At 74.9% G+C, this 23,076-nt stretch carries 17 protein-coding genes and 1 pseudogene; 9 read left to right on the top strand and 9 right to left on the bottom strand.

What is annotated here, in order from left to right; genetic code table 11:
- Both Ae505Ps2_RS33210 and Ae505Ps2_RS07815 read right to left on the bottom strand, forming a co-directional pair.
- Positions 1 to 111 (bottom strand): annotated as a pseudogene (locus Ae505Ps2_RS33210) (IS5/IS1182 family transposase); the annotation flags it as partial.
- A 128-nt stretch (positions 112 to 239) separates the two neighbouring features.
- Entirely contained in the window at positions 240 to 695 is a 456-nt protein-coding gene (locus tag Ae505Ps2_RS07815) for a GtrA family protein (protein WP_075309117.1), read from the bottom strand.
- 160 nt (positions 696 to 855) lie between these two features.
- On the opposite strand from Ae505Ps2_RS07815, the gene Ae505Ps2_RS07810 reads away from it, so the two are divergent.
- From Ae505Ps2_RS07810 to Ae505Ps2_RS07795, 4 genes are read left to right on the top strand one after another with little or no spacing between them, the layout of a single operon-like run.
- Positions 856 to 1,467 (top strand): hypothetical protein, encoded by a 612-nt coding sequence (locus Ae505Ps2_RS07810; protein WP_075309118.1) that lies wholly within the window; start codon positions 856 to 858, stop codon positions 1,465 to 1,467.
- Positions 1,464 to 1,781 carry a transcriptional regulator gene (locus Ae505Ps2_RS07805; protein ID WP_075312557.1) on the top strand — a complete coding sequence of 106 codons (318 nt, stop codon included), beginning with the start codon at positions 1,464 to 1,466 and terminating at the stop codon, positions 1,779 to 1,781. The genes Ae505Ps2_RS07810 and Ae505Ps2_RS07805 overlap by 4 nt, the downstream gene beginning before the upstream one ends.
- Complete coding sequence (locus Ae505Ps2_RS07800; RefSeq protein ID WP_075553531.1) at positions 1,778 to 2,671, top strand: ABC transporter ATP-binding protein; 894 nt, start codon at positions 1,778 to 1,780, stop codon at positions 2,669 to 2,671. Before Ae505Ps2_RS07805 ends, Ae505Ps2_RS07800 begins: the two co-directional genes overlap by 4 nt.
- Positions 2,668 to 3,408: an ABC transporter permease gene (locus Ae505Ps2_RS07795; protein WP_075309120.1), complete on the top strand. Its 741-nt coding sequence runs from the start codon at positions 2,668 to 2,670 to the stop codon at positions 3,406 to 3,408. Before Ae505Ps2_RS07800 ends, Ae505Ps2_RS07795 begins: the two co-directional genes overlap by 4 nt.
- A 6-nt stretch (positions 3,409 to 3,414) precedes the next feature.
- On the opposite strand, the gene Ae505Ps2_RS07790 is transcribed toward Ae505Ps2_RS07795, so the two are convergent.
- Positions 3,415 to 4,017, bottom strand: a complete 603-nt coding sequence (locus Ae505Ps2_RS07790; protein WP_020627916.1) for a DUF1707 domain-containing protein — start codon at positions 4,015 to 4,017, stop codon at positions 3,415 to 3,417.
- Between the two features lie 17 nt (positions 4,018 to 4,034).
- Positions 4,035 to 5,831: a hypothetical protein gene (locus Ae505Ps2_RS07785; protein ID WP_075309121.1), complete on the bottom strand. Its 1,797-nt coding sequence runs from the start codon at positions 5,829 to 5,831 to the stop codon at positions 4,035 to 4,037.
- Between the two features lie 52 nt (positions 5,832 to 5,883).
- Here Ae505Ps2_RS07785 and Ae505Ps2_RS07780 point away from each other — a divergent pair, with 52 nt between their 5' ends.
- Entirely contained in the window at positions 5,884 to 7,290 is a 1,407-nt protein-coding gene (locus Ae505Ps2_RS07780) for an FAD-binding oxidoreductase (protein WP_075309122.1), read from the top strand.
- Positions 7,291 to 7,310: 20 nt separating this feature from the next.
- Positions 7,311 to 8,066, top strand: a complete 756-nt coding sequence (locus tag Ae505Ps2_RS07775) for a decaprenylphospho-beta-D-erythro-pentofuranosid-2-ulose 2-reductase (RefSeq protein ID WP_075309123.1) — start codon at positions 7,311 to 7,313, stop codon at positions 8,064 to 8,066.
- A gap of 16 nt (positions 8,067 to 8,082) precedes the next feature.
- Here the strand turns inward: Ae505Ps2_RS07775 and Ae505Ps2_RS07770 are convergent, their stop codons facing one another.
- The 3 genes from Ae505Ps2_RS07770 to Ae505Ps2_RS31025 all read right to left on the bottom strand — a co-directional run bounded on the left by Ae505Ps2_RS07770 (position 8,083) and on the right by Ae505Ps2_RS31025 (position 12,310).
- Positions 8,083 to 8,733: a nitroreductase family protein gene (locus Ae505Ps2_RS07770; RefSeq protein WP_075312561.1), complete on the bottom strand. Its 651-nt coding sequence runs from the start codon at positions 8,731 to 8,733 to the stop codon at positions 8,083 to 8,085.
- Positions 8,734 to 8,743: 10 nt separating this feature from the next.
- The gene (locus Ae505Ps2_RS07765) at positions 8,744 to 9,430 is read right to left on the bottom strand and encodes a hypothetical protein (protein ID WP_075329717.1); all 687 of its coding nucleotides are present in this window, start codon (positions 9,428 to 9,430) and stop codon (positions 8,744 to 8,746) included.
- Positions 9,431 to 9,718: 288 nt separating this feature from the next.
- Positions 9,719 to 12,310: an acyltransferase gene (locus tag Ae505Ps2_RS31025; RefSeq protein WP_075334059.1), complete on the bottom strand. Its 2,592-nt coding sequence runs from the start codon at positions 12,308 to 12,310 to the stop codon at positions 9,719 to 9,721.
- Between the two features lie 204 nt (positions 12,311 to 12,514).
- On the opposite strand from Ae505Ps2_RS31025, the gene Ae505Ps2_RS07755 reads away from it, so the two are divergent.
- Both Ae505Ps2_RS07755 and Ae505Ps2_RS07750 read left to right on the top strand, forming a co-directional pair.
- Positions 12,515 to 15,739 (top strand): arabinosyltransferase domain-containing protein, encoded by a 3,225-nt coding sequence (locus Ae505Ps2_RS07755; RefSeq protein ID WP_170917018.1) that lies wholly within the window; start codon positions 12,515 to 12,517, stop codon positions 15,737 to 15,739.
- 61 nt (positions 15,740 to 15,800) lie between these two features.
- On the top strand, positions 15,801 to 17,699 hold the full coding sequence (locus Ae505Ps2_RS07750; RefSeq protein WP_020624287.1) for a glycosyltransferase: 1,899 nt from the start codon (positions 15,801 to 15,803) through the stop codon (positions 17,697 to 17,699).
- Positions 17,700 to 17,812: 113 nt separating this feature from the next.
- Here the strand turns inward: Ae505Ps2_RS07750 and Ae505Ps2_RS07745 are convergent, their stop codons facing one another.
- Together Ae505Ps2_RS07745 and Ae505Ps2_RS07740 are read right to left on the bottom strand one after the other, a co-directional pair.
- Positions 17,813 to 20,746, bottom strand: a complete 2,934-nt coding sequence (locus Ae505Ps2_RS07745) for an arabinosyltransferase domain-containing protein (protein WP_075553530.1) — start codon at positions 20,744 to 20,746, stop codon at positions 17,813 to 17,815.
- Positions 20,743 to 22,746 (bottom strand): glycosyltransferase, encoded by a 2,004-nt coding sequence (locus tag Ae505Ps2_RS07740; RefSeq protein WP_075309131.1) that lies wholly within the window; start codon positions 22,744 to 22,746, stop codon positions 20,743 to 20,745. The genes Ae505Ps2_RS07745 and Ae505Ps2_RS07740 overlap by 4 nt, the downstream gene beginning before the upstream one ends.
- Positions 22,747 to 22,932: 186 nt before the next feature.
- Here Ae505Ps2_RS07740 and Ae505Ps2_RS31825 point away from each other — a divergent pair, with 186 nt between their 5' ends.
- Positions 22,933 to 23,076 carry a hypothetical protein gene (locus Ae505Ps2_RS31825; RefSeq protein ID WP_158071553.1) on the top strand — a complete coding sequence of 48 codons (144 nt, stop codon included), beginning with the start codon at positions 22,933 to 22,935 and terminating at the stop codon, positions 23,074 to 23,076.

Below are 23,076 nucleotides of genomic sequence, written 5' to 3'. Positions count from 1 at the left end.
CCGCCGCCGGGTGCCACGTCGACGGCGTTGAAGGACCAGGAGCCGCGCCAGATAGGCCACGGTGCGCTCCCCGATCGGGAGGACAGCGGTGTAGGTGACAGGATCAGACATGCAGGACCTCGGTGACGGTGTCGATCTGTGCTGGACCGAACCGATCTACCGGGGTCCTGCCCCGTTCCCGCTCATCTCACCACCCTCGGCGTGTCGCCACGACCTGCCACCCCGCTACTGAGAACACCTCAGTCCTTGAAGATGACCCAGCGCAGCATGACGAAGTTGATCGCGGTGGCGGTGCCCTGGGCGATCACCCACGCCAACGTCACGTCCCACTCCATCGGCGGCAGGACGTGGAGGACCAACGAGTTCACCGCGACGTTGACGGCCAGCGTGGTGCCGTAGAGCGCCACGAAGCCGGCGAACCTCGCGCGGCCGCCGGTGTTCGCGCCGGTGAAGGTGAAGCGCTTGTTGAGCAGGTACGCCGTCGTCGTACCGAGGATGAAGCTGATGCCCTTGGCGAACGGCACCCACAGGCCCGCGTTCAGGAGCAGGTGGTAGACGCCGAAGTCGACGATCGCGGAGAGCACGCCGATCGCGACGAAGCTGCCCAGCTGGCGGACGAGGCCGAGGCGCGGGGCCGGGGCGTCGGCCGGACCGGTGGCCGGGGGCTCGGCCCGGGTGGGCTCGGTGGCGGTCACCCATCGAGGGTAGCGGCGCGCGCCGCAACGACCGCGTCGACCCACCGAAGCGCAGGTCGCGCACCTCCGACCTGCCGATCCGTACGCGACCGTGGACAAGGCAATGCACTTTGCCGTACAAAGTTGGTGACAAGGCAAACCAGTTGGTAGTGGGGGAAGCATGCAGGATCGGACGGACACCGACGTCGACGACCAGCCGCCGCGCTCACCGGCCGACGCGCTCGCGATCATCGAGCGCGAGCAGGCCCGGCAGGTCCCGCCGTACTGGATCTTCTATCTGATCTGGGGCGCGGCCTGGGCGGTCATCGGGCTCGCCTGGTTCGCGAACGGGGCCGGGGCGGTCACCGCGCTCACCGCGGGCGTTCTCACGGGGCTGGCGATCGCCGGAGGGTCGATCAGCAGCGGCGTGGTCGGCGCCCGGATGGGACGCGGCGTCGCCGGGCCGAGCCAGCTCCACGGCGCCCTCTACGGCTGGGTCTGGCCGGTGGCGATGATCGGCGTCGTCGCGCTGACGGTCGGTCTGGGCCGGCTCGGGGCGCCGGTCGGGTTTGCCATGCCCGCACTGTTCGTGTTCGTCACCGGCGGCCTGTTCGCGGTCGGGGCCGCGGTCCGGCGGGACGTCCCCGACTACGCGCTCGGGCTCGGCCTGCTGGTGCTCGGCGCGGCGCTGCCGTTCGTCCCGGCGCCGTGGCACGCGCTGACGCTCGCCGTCGTCGGCGGTGGCGCGCTGGTCGCCACCGGGCTGTGGACGCGGGCGCGGGCGGTCCGGTGACCGAGCTCGACCCCGTCATCCACGCCCAGGCCCGGCTGCGGGTCACCGCCACCCTCGCCGCCCTCGACGACGGCGACCGCATGACCTTCCCGCGGCTGCAGGAGCTGCTCGGCATGACCGCGGGCAACCTGTCCACCCACCTGCGCAAGCTGGAGGACGCGGGCTACGTCGCGATCACCAAGGCGCACCAACGACGCACCCCGGTGACCTTCGTCGAACTGACGAGAACGGGCCGGCGGGCCTTCGAGGACTACACGACGGCCCTGCGAGCGCTGCTCGACCCGTCCTCGGACCCCTCGGAGGTGCCGTCGTGACCGCCCCGCTGGAGCTGCGCGGGGTGTCCCGCCGCTACGGCGACACCGTCGCCCTCGACGACGTCGACCTCGTCCTGGAGCCCGGCAGCCTGACCGGCCTGCTCGGACCGAACGGGGCGGGCAAGTCGACGCTGGTCAACCTCGTGTCCGGGCTGCGCCGACCGGACACCGGCACGGTGCGGCTGTTCGGCGGGGACCCACGCGACGCGGTGAACCGGGTCGCGCTGGGCACCACTCCGCAGCAGACCGGGCTGCCGGACACGCTGCGCGTCGGGGAGATCGTCCGGTTCGTCGGCGCCCACTTCCCCGACCCGGTCGGTGCCGGTGAGCTGCTGGGGCGCTTCGGCCTCGACGGGCTGGAACGACGCCAGGCGGGCGGGCTGTCCGGCGGCCAGAAGCGCCGCCTCGCGCTCGCGCTCGCGTTCATCGGCCGCCCTCGGCTGGTGCTGCTCGACGAGCCGACGACCGGCCTGGACGTCGAGGGGCGCCACGCGCTCTGGGACACCGTCCGCGAGTTCCACGCCGGCGGCGGGACCGTCCTGCTGACCACCCACTACCTGGACGAGATCGAGTCGCTGGCGGAGCGCGTCGTCGTCCTGGCCGGCGGTCGGATCCGCGCCGACGGCGACGTCGACGCCGTCCGTGGCGCCGTCCGGGGCGGCCGGGTCGCGTTCCGGATCACGACGGTGCCCGGGGGACCGGCGGTGCCCGAGGACCTGCTCGGTGTGGACCGGGCCGAGGTCGACGGCGACCGCGTCGTGCTGCACACCCCTGACGCCGACGAGCTCGTCCGCGCCCTGGTCCGACACGACGTCCCGTTCGCCGACCTCGCCGTCTCCCGCGCCTCGCTGGAGGACGCGTTCCTCACCCTGACCGGAGGACAGGCATGAGCATCGCCACGGCGCACGCCCGCTACCTGATCCTGGAGCAGCTGCGGATCCCGGTCGCGGTGCTGTCCACCGCGCTGTTCCCCGCCCTGACCCTGTGCTTCTTCGTGCTGCCGTTCGACTGGGGCGACGACCCGGTCGCGGCGACCCGCACGGTCGCCCAGCTCGCGCTGTTCGGCGTGCTCAGCGGGTTCCTGTTCACCTTCGGCGTGGGCGTCGCCGACGACCGCGAGAAGCCGTGGGACCCCTACCTGCGCACGCTGCCCGCGCCCGCGTCGGCCCGGGTGGTCGGCCGGCTCGCGGTCGGTGTGCTGTTCGCGCTGCTCGGGATGCTGCCGGTGGTCGTGCTCGGCGCGCTGCTCACACCCGCGTCCGTCGAGGCCGCCCGACTGCCGGGCGCGGTGCTGGCGCTGCTGGTGGCCGGGCTGCCGTTCCTGTTCGGCGGGCTCGCGATCGGCTACTCGCTGCCGACCAAGGTGGCGCTGCCGGTGACCCAGCTGGCGTTCTTCCCGATGGCCTTCGGCGGCGGGCTGCTGTTGCCGCCGGAGCTGTTCCCCGGCTGGCTGGCCCGCGCGACCGAGCTGCTGCCCACCCGCGGGGCCCGCGACCTGCTGCTCTGGTCGCTCGGCGGACCGGCCCCGAGCGGTCTGGCACTGGGCGCGTTCGCGGCGTGGACGGTCGGGCTGGCCCTGCTGGTGGGCTGGGCCTACCGGCGCGACGAGGGGCGCCGCTTCCGGTGAGCCGGGTCAGAAGTGACGGCCGGCGAAGGTGTAGCGGGGCCGCACCGTGACCGAGCCGGCGGCCGTCCGGCCGTAGACGCGGAAGTGCGGGCGGCCGTGGACGGCGCGGCTGGGCATCTTCGAGCGGACCGAGCCGTACTGGGAGACGAGGCCGTCGACGTCGGCGGTGGCGTTCTCCGGGACCAGCAGCCGGGCCGAACCGGCGCCGAGCTCCAGCTCCACCTCGACGACGGGCAGGGGCAGCTGCGCGTCGCAGAAGTCCAGCAGCACCGCGCCGAGCGAGGTCTGCACCCGCAGCCGGGCCGGGACCGCCCAGTCGCCGCGGCGCTTGACCCCGCTCATGCCGCCGCGCAGCACCGTGGGCGGGCCGACCGGCGTGGCGAGGACGTCCGCGGACAGGTTCAGCGGGTCCCCGGGCAGGTCGGACAGCACGGGGAGCAGCTCGGAGCCGAACCGGGCGCCGTAGACGACCGACAGCCGCTCCTGCAGCTCCTCGACCGAGATGCGGCCCTCGCCCAACGCGTGGTTGAGCCGCGCCGCGACGCGCTCGCGGTCGGCGTCGGAGATCCTGATCTCCCGACCCTCTCCGGGTAGCCGCGCGCCGGTCACCCCACCAGGGTAAACACCTAGCCGACGGGTGCGCCGTCCGGCAGCCGGAAGAGCCACACCCCGCCGTCGAACCGGCCGGGGTCGCCGGTCACCCGGCGGGTCCAGGCCAGCGCCCTGGCCTCGTCTCCCCCGGCGTACCCGGGAACGAACGCGACGGCGGTGATCCCCAGGTCGCGCAGCTCGCGGTGAGCGGCGGCGGCGTAGTCGTCGCTGGGCTCGTCCTTGCCGTCGGCGACCCACTGCGCCCCGATCTGGTAGCGGTTCCAGCGGGACTGGATCGCGACGTCGTCGTCGGGATCGGAGGCGATGAAGTAGCCGCCGCGGATGCGGAACGCCGGGCCGGAGGCCGCCTGCCACCGCAGGCCCTGTGCACCGTCGTCCCAGGCCGCGGTGATGCGTGGGTAGATCTCGACGACGTCGGCCGGGCCCAGCGGCGCCGCCCCGGCCGCGAAGAAGGCGGGCACCGGAGCGGGCCGGACCTCCTGGGCGTCGGCGGGCAGCCACGACACCACGGCCAGCCCGGTCAGGGCGACGGCGCCGACCGCCGTCGCCGGGGTGTCGAGCGGCATCCGGTCCACCCACAGCGCGACGACGACGGCCACGCACATCGCCGTCACCACCTCGATCCGGACCGGCTCGACCTCCGACAGCAGCGGCACCTCGGCGAACACCAGCCAGGGCAGCGGGATCCCGGTGTAGTCGCCCAGCAGCACCACGCTCGTGCCGAGCGAGGCGACCCAGGACAGGAACCCGACCGCCGCGACCACCCGCAGCGTCGTCGACCGGACGACCAGCACCGCGACGACGACCAGCGCCAGCGCGGCGAGGCCGACGTAGCCGCCCTGCTCACCGATGTGGCCGCCGAGCTCGGCGTCCGTGCCGTCAGGGACCGCACGAACGGCGGTCAGCCGGGTCGGGACCAGCAGGTTCGCCAGGTCCGCCCCCGTGGCGTGCACGTTGCGGATCGGGCCGCGCGGCCGGTTCGGCCCGGCCAGCACCAGGTACAGCGGGTACGCGCCTAGCACCACGAACACCCCGACGCAGGCCAGTCCGGCCCGGACCAGCCCCGGCAGGTGGGCCGGGACCCGGCGCGGGAACCGCAGCGCGAGCACGATCGCGGTGACGACCAGGAAGATCACGCCGATCGCGAGGGTCTGGGTGTAGAGGACGAGCTGCCCGACCAGGACGAGCCCGGCCACCGCCCCGACCGTCCACGGCCGGCGCAGCGGCCCCCGTGCGAACAGGTGGTGGGCCAGCAGCAGGAGCAGCGGCGGCAGCAGCGACCACGTGAGGTTGAGGTGCCCGGCGATCGCGTGCGCGAGGTGGAACGGGGAGAACGCGTACAGCGCTCCGGCGATCCCGCGGGCGGCCCAGCCGCGACCGGCCCGGCCCACGTACGGGCCGAGCGCGACGACCAGCACCAGCCCGGAGACGACCGGGCCGAGGATCAGGCCGACGTTGAACGCGGTCACCGAGCCCGCGACCAGGGTGACCGGGGCGAGCGCCAGCGCCAGCAGCGGCACCGCGGTGTTCCACAGTGCGTTGAGCCCGTACGGCCAGTGCATCCAGTCGGTGACCAGCGGGTTCTCCCCGTGCGTCACGGCGAACGGGAACCAGTGGATCCACCAGGAGAACATGTCGGCGTCGGCGGTGACGTGGCCGATCAGCAGACCGCCCGGGTCGGCGAGCACCCGGCGCTGCAGCCACAGCGAGACCAGCAGGTAGCCGACCCCGAGCAGCACGTACAGCCCCGCGGTCGTGCCCCGGCCCCGCGCCGGTGGCAGCGGGAGGCGGACCTGCCGCTCGTCGAGCACCCGCCCAGGGTCGCACCCGTCGCCGTCGGGGCCCCTCGCTACCCTGGCGACGATGACGGACACGACCGTTCCCCGCAGCACCAGGACCGACGCCCCGGCGCGACGGACCGCCTCCCTGCACGGCTGGGGGCGGACCGCGCCGACGATCGCCCAGCTCGTCACCCCACGCGACGCCGAGGACGTGGCCGAGGCCGTCCGCACGGCGGGCGAGCGCGGCGTGATCGCGCGCGGGCTCGGCCGGTCCTACGGCGACCCGGCACAGAACGCGGGCGGCGTCGTCCTCGACATGCCGGGGCTGAACCGGATCCACGCCATCGACCCGGACACCGGCGTCGCGGACGTCGACGCGGGCGTCAGCCTCGACCAGCTCATGCGCGCCGCGCTCCCGCTCGGGCTGTGGGTCCCGGTGCTGCCGGGCACCCGTCAGGTCACGATCGGCGGAGCGATCGGCGCCGACGTGCACGGCAAGAACCACCACACCAAGGGCAGCTTCGGCAACCACGTCGAGTGGCTGGCGCTGGTGACCGCGGACGGCTCGGTGCGCGAGCTGACCCCCTCCGGGCCGGACGCCGAGCTGTTCTGGGCGACCGTCGGCGGGATGGGCCTGACCGGGGTGATCGTGCGGGCCAGGGTGCGGCTGCACCGGACCGAGTCGGCGTACTTCGTGGTCGACACCGACCGCACCGACGACCTCGACGGCCTGCTCGAGCTGCTCACCGACGGCTCCGACGACACCTACGGCTACTCCGCGGCCTGGTTCGACACCACCGCGACCGGCGCCCGGATGGGCCGGTCGGTGCTGACCCGCGGCTCGCTCGCCACCGTCGACCAGCTCCCCGCGAAGCTGCGGTCCGAGCCGCTCAAGTTCGACGCGCCGCAGCTGCTGACCTTCCCGGACGTCTTCCCGAACGGGCTGGCCAACAAGCTGTCGCTGACCGCGTTCTCCGAGCTGTGGTTCCGCAAGGCACCGAAGCGCCAGCGTGGCTCGGTGCAGAACATCACGGCCTTCTACCAGGTGCTCGACGTGTTCGGGGACTGGAACCGGGTCTACGGCTCGAAGGGCTTCCTGCAGTACCAGTTCGTCGTCCCGATGGGAGCCGAGACCGAGCTGCGCCGCATCGTGTCGAAGATCGCGGCCTCGCCGCACAAGTCCGGGCTGAACGTGTTCAAGCGCTTCGGCGCGGGCAACGACGCACCGCTGTCGTTCCCGACGGAGGGCTGGACGATCACCGTCGACTTCCCGATCGCACGCGGCCTGTCCCGCTTCTGCACCGAGCTCGACGAGATGGTGCTGGCCGCCGGCGGGCGCCTGTACCTGGCGAAGGAGTCGCGCACGTCGCCGGAGGCCTTCGCCGCCGGCTACCCGCGGTTCGCCGAGTGGAAGGCGATCCGCGACGGCGTCGACCCCACCGGCGTCTTCGCCTCCGACATGTCCCGCCGCCTCGCACTGACCCTCTGACGTCCGGAGCCAGCACCATCATGATCGACGCAGTCGGCAACCCGCAGAGCATCCTGCTCCTCGGCGGCACCTCCGAGATCGGCCTGGCCACCGTGCGCGCGTTCGCCGCGGACCGCCCGTTGCGGGTCGTGCTCGCCGCCCGCCCCGGCCCCCGGCTCGACGCCGCCCGCACCGAGCTCGAGGCGCTCGGGTGCGGCGTGGAGACCGTCGAGTTCGACGCCCGGGACATCGAGACCCACCCCGAGGTCATCAAGAAGGCCTTCGCGGGCGGGGACATCGACGTCGCCGTCGTCGCGTTCGGGCTGCTCGGCGACAACGAGAAGGCCTGGACCGACGTCGACCACGCAGTCGAGCTGGCGCAGGTCAACTACACCGCGACCGTCTCCACCGGGGTCGCGCTGGCCGAGCGGTTCCGCGCGCAGGGCCACGGCTCGATCGTCGCGATCTCCTCGGTCGCCGGGGAGCGGGCCCGCCGCTCGAACTTCGTCTACGGCTCCACCAAGGCCGGGATGGACGCGTTCTACACCGGGCTGACCGAGGCGCTGCGCGAGTTCGGCGTGACCGTGACGATCGTCCGGCCCGGCTTCGTGCACTCGAAGATGACCGAGGGCCTCGACGCCGCACCGCTCGCGACCACCCCGCAGGCCGTCGCCGACGTCATCGTCGACGCGGTGCGGACGGGCAAGGAGCTGGTCTGGGCACCGGCGCCGATGCGCTTCGTGATGAGCGCCCTGCGCCACGTGCCGCGGCCGATCTTCCGGAAGCTCCCGATCTGAGCCCGGACGGGGCGGCCTACCAGCCGTCGACGTGCAGGACGGTGTCGAGCGGCTGGCGCTTCGCGGGCTTGAACGTGTCGCCGGTGTAGTACGCGACCGGCAGCAGGACTCCCTGCCGCACGTCGTCCGGGATGCCCAGCAGCTCGGCGATCTCCTTCTCGTACTGCAGGTGCAGCGTCGTCCAGGCGCTGCCCAGACCACGCGCGCGCAGGGCGAGCTGCAGGCTCCACGCGGCCGGCAGCAGCGAGCCCCACAGCCCGGCCTGGTTCGACGCCGGCAGCTCGGCCTTGGCGTTGATCGCGCCGATGACCAGCACCGGGACCTCGCCCATCCGGTCCGCGAGGTACTGCGCGCTGTCGGCGACGCGGAGCTGGGTGGCGTCGCGGTCGGCGTCGCCGTGGGAGCGGGTCGTCGGGTACTGCGCGGAGTTCCGGTAGGCGGTGAACGCCTTCCGGTAGTACTCGCCGACGGCCTTCCGCTTCTCGGCGTCGGTGAGCACCAGCCAGTGCCAGCCCTGCTGGTTCGAACCGCTCGGGGCCTGCAACGCGACCTCGAGACTGTCCCGGACCACCTCCAGCGGGACCGGACGCTCCAGGTCAAGGCGCTTGCGGACCGACCGGGTGGTGGTGAGCAGCTCGTCGGGGCCGATGGGCAGCACATCGCTCATGCCCTGCACGCTACGGCGCCGCCGGCCTCCTCGCGATGATCACCGCGCGCTCACCCGCGCCCGCCTCGCACGTGAGCCGCCCCGCGGACCGCTGCGCGCGGGTCGCGGCCAGACGCGGGTCGGCCCAGGTGGGGATGCCGCCGTAGGGGCCACGGGTCAGCCCGTCCGAGCCCTCCCGGACGATCTCGAACCCGGCCTCGACGAGGATCTCCCGGATCCGCAGGTGCCCGCGCGGGACGCGTGGCGGCACCCAGCGGGCACCGGCCAGCTCGCGGCCGCGGCCCTCGGCGTCGGCGGCGACGACGAGTGCGTGCCCGCCCGGTTCGAGCGCCCGGAACCAGCCTCCCGGGCCGAGGTCACCGGCGAGCGCGACGTCCGGCAGCCGGTCGAGCACTTCCACCGCGGTCACCGACGCGACCGGACCCGGCAGGGCGTCGAGGCTCAGGTGCACGGGGCAGCCCGGCGCACCGGCACGCATCCGCTCCGCCTCGGCCTCCGAGCCGGCCAGCCCCGAGGCCGGGCCGAGCCGCGCCAGCCCGGCGAGCAGCGCCCCGCCGGCACCCGCCACGTCGAGGTAGGGGCCACGGCCCAGGTGGTGACGGACCAGGCGCAGGTACCAGTGCAGTGCGGCCCGCTCCGGCGGTGCGGCACCGGTGGGCTCGGGCAGGTCGGCGAGGGGCGGGGTCGTGGGGATCATCGGTCCATCGCGTCGGTGGGCGGGACCCGTCCTGGGGCGCGACGGGCGGGCACGTCCATTGTCGCCGACGCGGCGCCGCGGTGTCCGGGCACCGGCGTCACGTCCCGGGCACCGGGATGCGGCGTCGCCGGACCGCTCGCGCGGTGCGCGGACCGCCGCCCGGCGGGCACCGCCCGGTCTCCCCGCCCCGCGGACCGGATCCGGCGCGGGTCGGCGGACGCGGCCGTGCCCCCGGACCACGGTGGTGGTCCGGGGGCACGGCCGTGTTACCCGCTCCCCAGCGGTGTCTCAGGCCCCGTGCGCCGGCTTCTTCCGGGGGCGACGGGATGCGGCCGCACCCGAGGCGGCGACGATCGGGGTCGCGGCGCTGGCGTGGGCGTCGTCGCGACGACGGCCGGCGCGGCCGCAGTTCTCGACGCCGGTCCGCGTGCCGGGCAGCGCCGAGGCGGAGCGGATCGCCCGCGGCGCCGGGACGACACCACGGTCGTCGGCGAGCTCACGGGCAGCGATGTGCAGCGACCGCAGCCGCTCCATCCGGTCGACGCCGGAGGTGGTGCCGGTGCCCTCGACTACCGGGGTGAACAGGTCCCCGCCGGTCCCGGCGCCGCCGCTGCGCATCCGGGCGACGGCCACCAGGTCCTCCGAGAGGTCGCTGTGCCCGGCGCCGTCGAAGTCGGCGGCCCGGGCCGCGGCCAGGCGCTCCAGCACCCAGCGGGCCGAACCGGCCGGGGCCGGGACGTCGATCTCGGCCGCGGCGGGCACGTCGGCGGGGTCGGCCTCGGGGCGGCGCGGTGCCCGGGTGGGCAGCGCGGGCGCCGGGACGGCGATCGGGTCGGCCGGAGCCGGCTCGGACGCCGGGGCGGTGGGCTCGGGCTCGGCGACCGGCGCGGACGGGGCCGCGACGGGCCGGACGAGCGGCATGGCCGCGGTGCGCGCGTCGTCGGCCGGGTCCTGCTCCGCAGGTGTGGTGGGCGTCCAGCCCGACGTCGTGGCGACGGCGGGGCCCGCCGAGCGGCGGCGGACCACCGGCAGCGCCTCGGTCACCGGCGGCACGTCGCCGGGCTCGTCCCCGGCCACCGGCCGGCCCGGGACGACCGGCTGCTCCCCGGTGCGGGGCCGAGCGGCGACCTGCTGCTCCCCGGGGCCGGGCCGAGCGGCGACCTGCTGCTCTCCGGCGCCGGGCCGAGCGGCGACCGGCTGCGGCCGGGCGGGCTGCGGCACGGCGGGCTGCGACGAGGCGGGCCGCTGCACGGCGCCCTGCTCGGACGACGAGCTCTGCTGCGTCGGCACGTTCTGCGCTGCGCCCTGGTGCGTCGGCGTGCCCTGGTGCGTCGGCGTGCCCTGGTGCATCGGTGCGCCCTGTGAAGGGGCACCCTGCGTCGGCGCGCCCTGCGCAGGTGCGCCGTGCGTCGGCGCGAACGCCCGCGACGGGGCGGGTTCCGGCGCCGTCCGCCGGGTAGCTGCAGCCGGGGCGGGGTCCGCGGCCGGTCCGGCCGACACAACGGGCAGCACCGAGGTCACCGGCTCGTCGGTGACCACCGCCAGCACGGAGGTCTCCGGGTCACGGCGCGCCGCGTCGTTGTCCACGACGCGACGGGCGGCGGGGACCGGGTCGGGGGCGACGACCGCCTCGACCGCCTCGGGGGCGGGCCGGGTACGGCCCCGCATCCACCGGCGCGCGGGACGTTCGACGAGCGAGTACAGCAGGTGTGCCACGGGCAGAGTCCCCACGAAGACGGTGAGCGCGATCAGATGCCCCGTCTCCCCGCCGCGGGGGAGGACACCGGAGTCGCTCAGGAACCAGAAGATCTCGAACATCGGGATGTGGACCAGGTAGAGGGCGTAGGAGATCCGCCCTCCGTGTACCACCGGGCCACGGGTCAGCAGGTGGTGCACCGGTCCGCGGTCGGCGAGCGCGAGTGCCCCGACCAGGATCGGGAAGGCGACGACGGCCAGGCCGTGCAGCCCGCCGCCGAGGACCGACCCCGCCAGCAGGACGAACGGGACCGCGGCGACGGTGAACGTCGCCGTCGTCGAGGCTGCGGAGCGGGTCCGCTCGGTGGTGCGCAGCCGCCGCACGGCTAGCATCGCCAGGACGCCCGCGGAGAACCCGCCGAGGACCCGGACCAGCCAGCTGTACGGGTAGTACGGCGACCCGACCACGAGGAACGCGGCCGCCATCGGTGCGGTGCAGAGCAGCGACCCTGCCGCCAGCACCGCGAACGGCAGGTTCCGCAGCCGGAAGAAGCCGAGGGCCAGCAGCGGGAACAGCAGGTAGGCGAGCCACTCGGCGCTGATCGACCACGTCGGGCCGACCCAGGACGCGCCGTCGAGGTACTGCTCGTCCCACATCTGTACGCCGAACAGCTGCTCCAACCACGCGCCGACGGTGAACGACGGCTGCACCGACTGGTAGACGACGTCGGTCGTCGACCCGAACACCAGCCGCGCCACGAGCCACACGCCGAAGAGGTGGAGGACCACCACGTAGGCGGGCCACATCCGCGCCGCACGGGCCCACACGAACCCGCCGGCCTCGCGCAGCCGCAGCCGCGGGCCCAGCTGGTCGAGGTAGGTCCAGGCGATCACGAAACCGCTCAGGACGAAGAAGAGGTCGACGCCGAGCGCGCCCTGCGTGATCAGCGGTCCGAGCCAGTCGTTCACCGTCTCCACACCCGCCATCGGGGTGAAGTGGAAGTGGAACGCGACGACCCAGAGCGCGGCGACGATCCGCAGACCGGTCAGCGCGAGCACCTCACCGCCGCCGTCTCCTCCACTTCGGACGGACGGAGCACCCTGTTCGGGCGCGGTGCCGCCGACGGCGGACGCGACGCCGGCCGGGTCGTCGGCCGTCGTGCGCGAATCGGTGCAGATGCTCACACCCGACCCAACGAGAGTCGATCACCACCGTCACCGGTGACACCCGAACAGTGCCCGATCGTCGCAGTTCATCACGCTGCGTCATGGAAACAGGGTGCAGTCGACCTTGAGCACCCAGCCGAGTGGACTAGGCCGACCGGTCCAACGGTGACGGGTCACGGGGGTGTCACGGATGATCACGGGGTGGCGTCTAGCCTCGTCCGGGTGCTGACCGCCGCAACGGAGGCCGATCCCCGCCCGGGATCGGGCTCCACCGACCGCCGGTCGCGTCCGACCGACCGCCTCCTCGCCGCCGCGCTGGGCCTGCTGTCGGCGGTGCTGGCGCTGGCGATCCCGTTCCTGCCGGTCGTGCAGAACACGGCGACCGTCACCTGGCCGAACGCCACGACCGGCACCGCGCCGCTGAACGCCCCGCTGGTCGCGTACCGGCCGGAGAGCCTGACCGCGACGATCGGCTGCGACGCGATCCGCAGCCTCGACGACCGGTCCCCCGGCCGCGCGACCGTCCTGTCCACGACGCCCACCGACGCCCCGGACGGCGACACGGTCGGTCTGCGCGTCGCCGTCGCCGACGGGGTGGTCACCCTCGACAACCGCGGCCAGCGCATCGCCACCGCGCCGCTCCCCCTGCCGGGCGGGCCCTGCGCCCTCACGTTCACCTCGGACTTCGACGCGACGACGGCGACGCTGGGCGGCGCCACGCTGTACGAGTTCGCCGGTGACGGCCGCCCGCAGCTCACCGGGATCCACTCCGACCTCGACGCGGGCGGTGACCCGATGGGCGGCACGAGCGTCCGGTTCGACACCGACAACCGCTACGACTCCGACGCCTCGACGCTCAAGCTCGTCGCGGGGGGCGTCGCGATCGTCGCGCTGTTCGGCGCGCTGTTCTTCCTGCGCCGGATCGACGACGCCGACGCCCGCCGCGTCGTGCACGGCCGCCGGCTGGCCCGGCGGCTGCGCGGGCAGGACGACCTGCGGGACGCCGTCGTCGTCGGCGTCCTGGTCGTGTGGGCCCTCATCGGGTCGATGACCAGCGACGACGGGTACATCCTCGACATCTCCCGGGGCAACGACACCGCCGGCTACATCGGCAACTACCACCGCTGGTTCGACGTCCCCGAGGCGCCGTTCGGCTGGTTCTACCAGCTGTACTCGCTGTGGAGCGGGGTCTCGGAGTCGGTGCTGTGGCTGCGGGTCCCGGCGCTGGCGATGGGCGTCGCGTCCTGGTTCCTGATCAGCCGGGCACTGCTGCCCCGCCTCGGCGCCCAGGTCCGGCGCAGCCGGTCCGCGGGATGGGCCGCGGCCGGGGTGTTCCTCTGCTTCTGGCTGCCGTTCAACAACGGGCTGCGCCCGGAGACGGTCGTCGTGATCGCGGCGCTGGTGTCGTTCGTGATGCTGGAGCGCGCGCTGGCCACCCGGCGGCTGCTGCCGGTCGCGGGGGCGCTCGTCGCGGGGGCGTTCGCCGTCGCGGCGACGCCGACCGGCCTCATCGCGCTGGCCCCGTTCCTGGCCGCGGCCCGCCCCCTGCTGCGGCTGTTCACCGAACGGATCCGCACCACCGGCTGGGCGGCGACCTTCGGGCCGCTGCTCGCGGCCGGGCTGATCGTGCTCACCGCCGTGTTCGGCGACCAGACCCTCGCCACCGTCGCCGAGGCCACCCGGGTCCGACAGGACATCGGCCCGAACCTGCCCTGGTACCAGGAGCTCGCCCGCTACGACCTGCTGTTCAGCGACAGCCGCGACGGCTCGCTGCAGCGTCGCTTCCCGGTCCTGCTGCTGTGGCTGTGCATGACCGTCTCGACGGTCGTGCTGCTGCGCCGGGGCCGCATCCCCGGCGCCGCACTCGGGTTCTCGCGGCGGCTGCTCGCGAGCACCGCGCTGTCGTTCGCCGTGCTGGCCCTCACCCCGACGAAGTGGACCCACCACTTCGGCGCGTTCGCCGCGCTCGCCTCGGGTGTCGCGGCGCTGGCCGCGCTCGCGACGAGCACCGGGGTCCTGCGCTCGCGACGCAACCAGGCGCTGTTCCTGGCCGCGGTGCTCGCGGTGACGGCGCTGGCGTTCCGCGGTCCGAACACCTGGTGGTACGTCTCGAACTGGGGCGTGCCGTGGTTCGACAAGCCGGTGTCGGTGAGCGGGATCCAGGCGACGACGGTGCTGCTGGTCCTGGCGTTCCTGTCGCTCGTCGTCGCCGGGGTGGAGCATCTGCGCTCGACCTCCGGGGTGCCGCGCCCGGTGCGACGGACCCTCGGTCGCCGGCGCGGCCGCATCGGCACCGTCCAGGCCGTCCGCCTCGGGTCGGCGCCGCTCGCGGTGATCTGCGCGCTCATGGTCCTGTTCCAGGTCGCCTCGATGGCCAAGGGCATGGAGAAGCAGGCCGGTTCGTACTCCCTGGGTGCCGACGTGCTGACCGACCCCACCGGGTCGCGCTGCGGGCTCGCCGGGCGCATCCAGGTGGAGACCGACCCGGCCGCGAACGTGCTGCCGACCGCGCCGGAACCGGCGGGCGTCGCGGACCCGGGCCCGCTGGCCGAGGGCTTCACGCCCGAGGGTCTGCCGCCGACCGGACCGGGATCACTGCGCGACAACACCGGCGACGGCGACGACCGCCCCGGCGTCACCGGCACCGGCCCGCTGGGCGGACCGGTCATGGGCAGCTGGTCGCCGGACCCGGAGAACGTCGGCGACTACCGCTCGGCGTGGCACACGCTGCCCGCCGCGGCCCGCGACGGCTCCGCACCGCTGGTCCTCGGCGTCGCCGGGACGATCGGCGGCGGCAACACCGTGACCCTGCAGTTCGCCCGCGACGGCGCCGTCGTCGACGAGATCGAGCCCGGCGGGGCCGTCAGCAGCACCTCGGACTACTCCGGCGGCGCCTCGGGCGGCCAGGCGTGGCGGGACCTGCGCGTCGACCTCGCGGGCCGGCCGGCCGCCGACGCCGACCGGGTGCGGGTGATCGTGTCCGACCGCGGCATCGGCACCGGGGCGTGGGTCGCCGTCGCGCAGCCCCGGGTGCCGCGGCTGACCCCGCTGACGACGATCGCCGCCCGCGGCACCGCGTACCTGGACTGGGCGACGTCGTTCGTGCATCCCTGTGTGACGCGCTTCGGCGTGCACCGGGGCATCGCCGACGTGCCGGTGTTCCGGATGCTCGCCGACCCGCAGCAGCGCACCGTCGCCGACGAGTGGGGCCGCAGCCGGTTCGGCGGCCCGCAGGGCTGGCTGGTCCGGACCGCCGCCCAGCGCTACGTCCCGACCTACCTACCCGGCGCCTGGGACTTCGACTGGGGCCAGATCCGGCTCGTCGAGCCCTACGACCCGCGGGCGGTCCCCGCCCCGGTGCAGGACGGCGAGCGGACCCTGTGGGGCTGGCAGCAGGTCGGGCAGGCCGGGGCACCCTCGCCGGACCCGACGCCACTGCCGGACTGAGGCCCCGGCAGACTTCGTCCTGTCCGATCCGAGATGTGAGGCGAGAGCGAGAGCGAGAGCCATGCTGGACACCGCCCGGCCCCTCCGCGGGGGCGAGCCCGCCCCGGCCGACGACACCGCCGGTGGGGCCCGCCCCGGACGGCTGGTCGTACAGCGTGGCCCCTTCACCGGGCCGACGCACCTGGTGCCCGAGGACCTCTACGCCGAGGTCCTGCGCGGCGCCGCCCGCCGCGAGCGGGGCCTGATCGAGCTGGTCCCGGCCACCCACGTCACCACCAACACCTACTGGGGGCGGCTGCACGCCACCTACTGGCAGCGCTGGACCGCGGTACCCGAGGTGCGGGTGTCCCTGCGCGCCGCGGGTCGCGGCCGGGTGTGGCTGATGGCCTCGGACACGAACAAGGTCGCCCGCGCCGTCGCCACCACGGGCGTCGACGGCGGCGGCGTCGTCGAGCTGACCGGGGCGATCGACCGCTTCGTCGACGGCGGCGGGCTCTGGCTGGAGTTCGCGACCGACACCGGCACGCTGACCGTGTCCGACGTCGAGTGGACGGTCGCGGTGCCCCGCCCGCCGCGGCCCACCTCGATCACGATCTGCACCCACAACCGCGTCGAGGACTGCCTGAACACGCTGCAGGCGCTGCTCGACGACCCGGCTGCGCTGGCCCGCGTGGCGACCGTCCGGGTGGTCGACCAGGGCAGCGACCCGCTGGAGTCGCGCGACCGGTTCGCGCCGCTGGCCGCGGCGTTCGGCGACCGGCTCGCCTACCAGCGCCAGCCCAACCTGGGCGGCGCGGGCGGCTTCACCCGCGGGCTCTACGAGGCGACCGCAGGCGACCCGGCCGACGACCACGACGTCCTGCTCATGGACGACGACGTGCTGCTCGACCCGGAGATCGTCGTCCGGCTGACCGGGTTCGCCGCGTGCACCACCGCGCCGACGATCGTCGGCGGGCAGATGCTGAACCTGCTCCACCCGGGGCACGTCCACATCACCGCCGAGTACGCCGTGCCCGAGAAGCTGCGGGTGGGCATGCCCGTCCCCGGCGCCCTGGAGGAGGGCTTCCTCCTCGGCCGCGACGAGCGGCTGCTGCCGATCGTGCAGGAGCAGCGGGTCGACACCGAGTACAACGGCTGGTGGTCCTGCCTGATCCCCGCACCGGTCGTGCGGGCCATCGGCTACCCGCTGCCGCTGTTCTTCCAGTGGGACGACGTCGAGTTCGGCTACCGCGCCCGCGAGCGCGGCTTCGCCACGGTGTCGCTGCCCGGTGCCGCCGTGTGGCACGCCGACTTCGGCTGGAAGGACTGGGACGAGTGGCACCGCTACTTCAACCAGCGCAACGGCCTGATCACCGCCGCCCTGCGCACCGGCTTCGACCGGCGCACGGTGACCACGACGATCGTCGAGCTGCTGGCCCAGTACCTGGTCGCGATGCAGTACGGGCTGGCGGCGACGCTGCTGACCGCCGTCGACGACTTCCTGCGCGGCCCCTCGGTGCTCGACGACGGCTCCGCCGCCGCGGCGGCGGAGATCCGCCGGATCCGGGCCGCCTACCCCGAGACGACGGCGGTGCCGCTGGCCCAGGCCGGGCTCGACGTGCGCGAGTCCGTCGTGCACCTGGCCGGGCACAAGCCGTCGAAGGTCGTGCGGACCTGGGTGAAGCGCGCCGTGCTGCAGGCCACCGGGCGGGTGCCGTTCCGCTCCGGGATGGTCCCGGCCGGTGAGGCGCACTGGTGGCACGTGTCGCTGTTCGAGCGCGCGATCGTCACCGACATGGCCGAGACCGGTGTCCGGATCCGGACCCGCGACCGGGAGCGGCTGCGCGAACTCACCACGCGCGGGGTGCAGACGGTGCGCCGGCTCTGGAACGAGGGCCCGCAGGCCGCCAGGGAGTGGAAGGCCGCCGAGCCGCGGCTCACCTCGCGGGAGACCTGGGCGCGGCTCTACGACGCCGGCTGAGCCCACCAGGCTCCGCGGCATCCACACCCCTCCGCAGGTGTCCACACCGGTCGTGACCGGTGTGGACGCCGGAGAACGGGTGTGGACACCGGCGACGGACGGGCGTGCGCCGCTCAGCCCAGGAAGTCCCGGCCGGTGTAGTCGCGGGTGGCCAGGGTCGGCAGCCGCTCCCACCCCCACCGCCGCTGGGTGCCCACGGTGAGGTCGTAGCCGTCGGTCGGGTGCTCGTAGCGCACCCGCTCGACGTGCGCCGGCGCGAACATGGCGCGCCCGGCCGGCGGGTCGAGCCGCGAGGGCAGCTCGTCGAAGGTCGCGGTGCGGTCGATGCCGGCGAGCGTCCCGCCGTTCGCCGCGAAGAACGCGGTGGACTCGGTCGCGCCCTCCAGATTGTCGCCGGTGCGCAGCCGCCACTGCGGGGCCTGCGCGATGCCGTGGCGTACCGCGATCTGGTCCTGGCAGGGCCACAGCACCGCCGAGGCCTGGTCGGCGAACACCGGGGCGTCGCCGAGCACCGCGCGGGCGGGCAGCTCGCGGGCGGGCAGCGGGGCGCCGACGGCGAGCCAGGTGTCCGGACCGTCCGTCCGGTCGTCGACGACGAGCCGGACCCGGTCGGCCGGGCCGGGCAGGTCGACCGCCACGTCCCGCCAGTCGCCGAGCTTCTCCCCGGGCAGGTCGACCGTGACCGCGCCCGCGCCGGTGTCGATCCGGACGCTCTGGTCGCTCCGCAGGTCCCCGGTCAGCGGCAGGAGCAGCCGCGTGGTCCCGGCCGGGACGGCGAACCAGCCGGCGTCGAGGGTGCCGGTGCCGGCGTCCTCGGTGTGCCAGACGGGGCCGGGGATCGACGGCCGGTCGGGCGGCGGGCCCTCCCGCATCACCCCGGTGAGGCGGGGCGGCGCGCTCGGGGGCGGGGGCGGGGACGTCGCCTCGTCGGGGACGGTGACGGCCAGTGCGTCGGCCAGCCCGCAGCCGTCGCCGGTCAGCATGGCCAGGTTCATCGAGGCCACCGACGCGCCGGGGGCCTGTTGCACCGGAGCCACGCCGAACACGACGAGCATCAGCGCGACGCCGCCCGCCGTGGCGACGCGCAGCACCGCCCGGTCCGGCCGGGGAGTCCGCCCCCGCCGCCCGGCCCACCACAGCGCGGCGGCGGCCACGAGCAGCCACAGCAGCGGGCTGCGCAGGTACAGCGGCCCGAGGTGCGGGGCCAGGACCTGCTGGTTGATCGGCGCGGCGAGGACCGAGTGGTTGCCGAAGGGCTGGCCCCAGTCGGAGAACGGGCGCCACAGGTTCGGCCCGGCGTAGACCACCGCGGCGACGACGCCGAGCACGGCCGTCCCCACCGCGACGAGCCGGAGCGGGGCGTGGCGCGGCAGCGGGCCGCGGGCGAGCGCGATGCCGAGCAGCAGCGTCGCGGGTGCGGCGACGGCACCGAAGTGGTTCACCCACTTGGTCGGGCTGACCGCGACGGCGACGAGGCCGAGCGCGGTCGCCGCGAGCGCGAACCCGAGTGCCCGGCCGAGCGGGCCGCCGGTGCCGCGCCGCGTCGCGAGCCGCACCGCGCCCAGCGCGAGGACGGCGACGGTCAGCAGGACCGGCAGGCGTCGCCCCCAGGTGCCCTGGTCGTCGGGGCCGAGCAGGTTCGCGTAGTGGACGAACTCGGAGTACCACTGGTACTGGAAGTAGTACCAGCGGTGCACGGCGACGGACTCGCGCACGTCGGCGAGGCTCTGGTCGGCCAGCCCGAGCGGTACGACGGCGCTCGCGGCGGCGAACGCGACAGCGACCGTCGCGAGCCGGGTCGCCCACCGCGCGTGCACGAGGTGCCACCACACCAGCGGCAGCGCGAGCAGCAACGGCACCGCGGCGACCAGCGCGGTCGGCGCGGTCGTCATCCCCACCACCGCGACGACGACGGCCGGCGCCAGCAGCCCGACCGCCCCGGTGCGGCAGGCGGCGGCGACGAGCAGCAGCACCCCGGCGGCGGCCGCGGTCCCGGCGGGCTCGGGGCGCAGGGAGATGCCGTAGGGCAGGAACCAGGCCAGGTGCGCGACGGCGAGCGCGGCGACCACCCCGGGCCGGACCCCGACCCGACCCGCGAGCGCGGCGAGGGTGTACCGCAGCAGCACCCAGGTCAGCAGGCCCAGCACGACCGGCACCACGCGCAGCGGTCCGAGGCCCCAGCCGACCAGCGACCCCCACCACTGCAGCAGGTACTGGCTGGTCGTGAACGGTGCCTCGGTGACGTCGAACTGGTAGATCGCGTTGCCGATCGTCCCGGTCTCCGCACCCTGGCGGGCCATCAGCGCGTACCAGGAGTCGTCGATGTTGAGCGGCCCGAGCACCGCCCAGGCGCAGCTCACGACGAGCACGACGAGGTCGGCGACCCCCGGGCGGACCGGCGCGTCGAACACCCGGCGGGTGCCGGTCCAGGTCCGCACGGCGACGGCGAGGGTGGCGGCCAGGGCGAGCAGGTGCGCGACCAGCAGCGCCACCTTCAGCGGCGACGGCGACGACGCGTAGCGCGCATCGGTGTACAGGGTGACCGCGAGCCCGGCCGCGGCGGGCCCGGTGACGTCGGTGGCGAGCTCGGCGACCTGCGGCGGGGCGACGTCGAGGCGCTCGGCGAGGACCGCCCCGTCGCGGGTGACGACGGTGCCGCCGTCGGCGGAGGTCACCTCGAACACACAGCCCGACGCGGCGGGTGCGGTGGCGAGCACCCGGTCGCCGGTGCGCAGCGTGAGCGTCCCGCCGGACACGCTCGCGACGAAGCCCGGCGCCGTCACCGGGTTCTCCTGCGCGGCGGGCATCGTCCGCAGCACGTCGCCCTCGCCGAGAGCGGCCGCCGCGGCGCACGGGACGGTCGCGGAGAACTCCAGCGGCCGGTACGGCGCGAGCGGCAGCACCGTGCTCTCCGGTGCCTGGCCGGCCCGGGGCCAGGTGACGACCGGGTCCTCGGCGTCGACCGGGGCGAGCGCGGCGGCGAGGCCGAGCAGACAGGTGACGACGCCGAGCAGGAGCAGCAGCGGCCCCCGGCGGGCGGGGCTCACTCGAAGATCTGCTTCCAACCGTCCTTGCCGGTCAGCACGGGCGCCGCCGCCCGGTAACGGGCGCGCAGGCCCTCCCAGTCCGCGGCGACGGCGCGGTGCAGCCGGAACGACTCCGCGACCATCTCCTTGAACATCGCCGGGTCACGACGGCGGAAGGTGACCCCGCGGCCGTCCGGGGTGGACACCGTCGCGGAGTCCAGGCCGGCCAGCACGAACCACTGGGCGTTGCGCCACGGCACGTTGCGCTGCGGGCGCTCGCGCAGCGCCGGGTCCGGGGTGCGCAGGTTGCGCAGCACCCCGCGGGCGAGACCGACCGCGGCCTTCGCCCGGCCCACCGGGGGCTTCGGGAACAGCTGCGCGCCGAGCGCGTCGAGCTCGGCCGGCGGCACCTCGGTGGCGGACTCGAGCGGGCGGCCGTCGTCGTACTGCGCGCGCAGGGCCCGGATCTCGTCGAGCACCACGGGCAGCTTCGGGAACAGCGCCTCGGGGCCCGCGAGAAAGTCGGTGAAGCCCTTGATCTGCAGCGCGACCGCCGAGTACTCCATGAGCATCAGGTGGCGCAGGGTGCGCTTGAAGGTCTCCTTCAGCATCGCGCGCGGGTCGTCGGGGCCGTGCAGGGCCGCGGCGACGAGCCGGTTGCGGTAGTGGAAGTAGGCCTGCCAGTCCGAGGAGTCGTCCTTCTCGATGAAGGACATGTGCCAGATCGCGACGCCCGGGACGGTCGCGGTGCGGAAGCCGGCGGCGCGGGCGCGCAGGCCGTACTCGGCGTCGTCCCACTTGATGAACAGCGGCAGCGGCAGGCCCAGCTGCTCCGCGGCGCGGCGCGGGATCAGGCACATCCACCAGGCGTTGTAGTCGACGTCGACGCGGCGGTGCAGCCAGCGGGTCTGGCGCAGGGTGCGGGCGGCGAGGTCGTGGTGGGCCTCGGTCTCCGGGGCGGGGCGCCACAGGAACTGGTTGCGGTCGACGACCTCGCCCATCGTGGACAGCTGCGAGCGCGCCTGCAGCGACAGCATCTGCCCGCCGACGAGCATCGGCTCGCGGGCGAACCGGCTGAACGCGATCGCGCGCAGCACCGACTCGGGCTCCAGCAGGATGTCGTCGTCCATGTAGAGGATCTGCTCGCAGTCGATCCCGCCCGCGTGCGGGCCGGTGCCGTGCAGGACCTCGTACATGATCCGGGCGTAGCCGCCGGAGCCGCCCAGGTTGGGCTGGTCGATGATCCGCAGCCGGTCCCCGAGCGCGGCCGCGGCCTGCTCGTAGCCGGCCTCGTCGCGGACCTTGCGGGTGCCCTGGTCCGGGAGGATCACCGCGGTGATCGCGTCCCGCACCTGCGGGTCGGAACCGAGCGCGGTGAGGGTGGCGACGCAGTCGGCGGGCCGGTTGAACGTCGGCATCCCGACGACGACGGCCGCGCGCCCCGGCGCGTCGTGCGGGGCGTGCCAGCCGCCGCCGTGCAGGGTGAGGTCGGCGTCGTCGGTGGACAGGTCGAACCAGTACCAGCCGCCGTCCTCGAAGGGGCGCAGGTCCAGCTCGAGGGTGACCCGGCGACGGCCCTCGACGACCTCACCCGCGACGACGATCTGCGACCCGTCGGCCTTGGTCCGGTACACGTCGACGCGGCCCGAGCCCTCCAGGTCCAGCCGCAGCTCGATGCTGGTGAGCGTCGACCAGGCCCGCCAGTAGCCCGCGGCGAAGGCGTTGAAGTAGGCGCCGAAGGAGACCTCGGTGGCCGCGGGGACGGTGGCGCCGGTGCGGTCGAGGATGCGGGTGCGGCGGCCGCCGATGGTCGACACGGTCAGCGAGAGCGGACGCGCGCGCTCGTCGGCGAGCGGCTCGACCGGGGTGAGCGTGGTGCCGGGGCGCTCGTCGAGGTAGAGCGCGCGGACGGCGGTGGGGTCGGCGGGCCTGGGCAGGACCACCCGCTGCAGCAGCGTCTCGCCGCTGGTCGTGGCCGGGGTGGTGGGGGACACCTGACCTCGCTGGTCCGTCGTGGTCATCGCAGGAGCTGCCTCTGTCGTCGCGGGGGCGCTGGGGTCCCGGGCGGCGGCGCTGCCGGTCCGCCCGGGTCCGGGTGGAGTCGTGCGCGAGCGTAGCCGCGCACGGTGCGGGAGCCGGGAGGCGGGCGGGCGCGGCGGGTGAGCGGTGTGGATCGTCCGGGTCACCGACCGTGCCGGACCGGCGACATGGACGGACCGGCCCTGCGCGCGGAGGCCGCCGCCGTGCTGCGCTCCCGCGGTGCGCGGTTCGGGTTCGTCCACGGCAGCCGGGCGGTGGGCGGCCGGGCGCGGGTGGCCCGGTTGCTCCGGTCGGTGGCGGCGCGGCTCTGA

The organism is Pseudonocardia sp. Ae505_Ps2, from assembly GCF_001932425.1.
Lineage (GTDB): Bacteria > Actinomycetota > Actinomycetes > Mycobacteriales > Pseudonocardiaceae > Pseudonocardia.
This window is presented reverse-complemented; position numbering and strand designations above follow the sequence as displayed.

What these genes read in the sequence shown, in the direction of transcription:
- Ae505Ps2_RS07810 (WP_075309118.1), top strand. Translation starts at nt 856, where the DNA reads ATGCAGGATCGGACGGACACCGACGTCGACGACCAGCCGCCGCGCTCA.
- Ae505Ps2_RS07795 (WP_075309120.1), top strand. Translation starts at nt 2,668, where the DNA reads ATGAGCATCGCCACGGCGCACGCCCGCTACCTGATCCTGGAGCAGCTG.
- Ae505Ps2_RS07780 (WP_075309122.1), top strand. Translation starts at nt 5,884, where the DNA reads ATGACGGACACGACCGTTCCCCGCAGCACCAGGACCGACGCCCCGGCG.
- Ae505Ps2_RS07775 (WP_075309123.1), top strand. Translation starts at nt 7,311, where the DNA reads ATGATCGACGCAGTCGGCAACCCGCAGAGCATCCTGCTCCTCGGCGGC.
- Ae505Ps2_RS07770 (WP_075312561.1), bottom strand. Translation starts at nt 8,733, where the DNA reads ATGAGCGATGTGCTGCCCATCGGCCCCGACGAGCTGCTCACCACCACC.
- Ae505Ps2_RS07765 (WP_075329717.1), bottom strand. Translation starts at nt 9,430, where the DNA reads ATGATCCCCACGACCCCGCCCCTCGCCGACCTGCCCGAGCCCACCGGT.
- Ae505Ps2_RS07750 (WP_020624287.1), top strand. Translation starts at nt 15,801, where the DNA reads ATGCTGGACACCGCCCGGCCCCTCCGCGGGGGCGAGCCCGCCCCGGCC.
- Ae505Ps2_RS07740 (WP_075309131.1), bottom strand. Translation starts at nt 22,746, where the DNA reads ATGACCACGACGGACCAGCGAGGTCAGGTGTCCCCCACCACCCCGGCC.
- Ae505Ps2_RS31825 (WP_158071553.1), top strand. Translation starts at nt 22,933, where the DNA reads ATGGACGGACCGGCCCTGCGCGCGGAGGCCGCCGCCGTGCTGCGCTCC.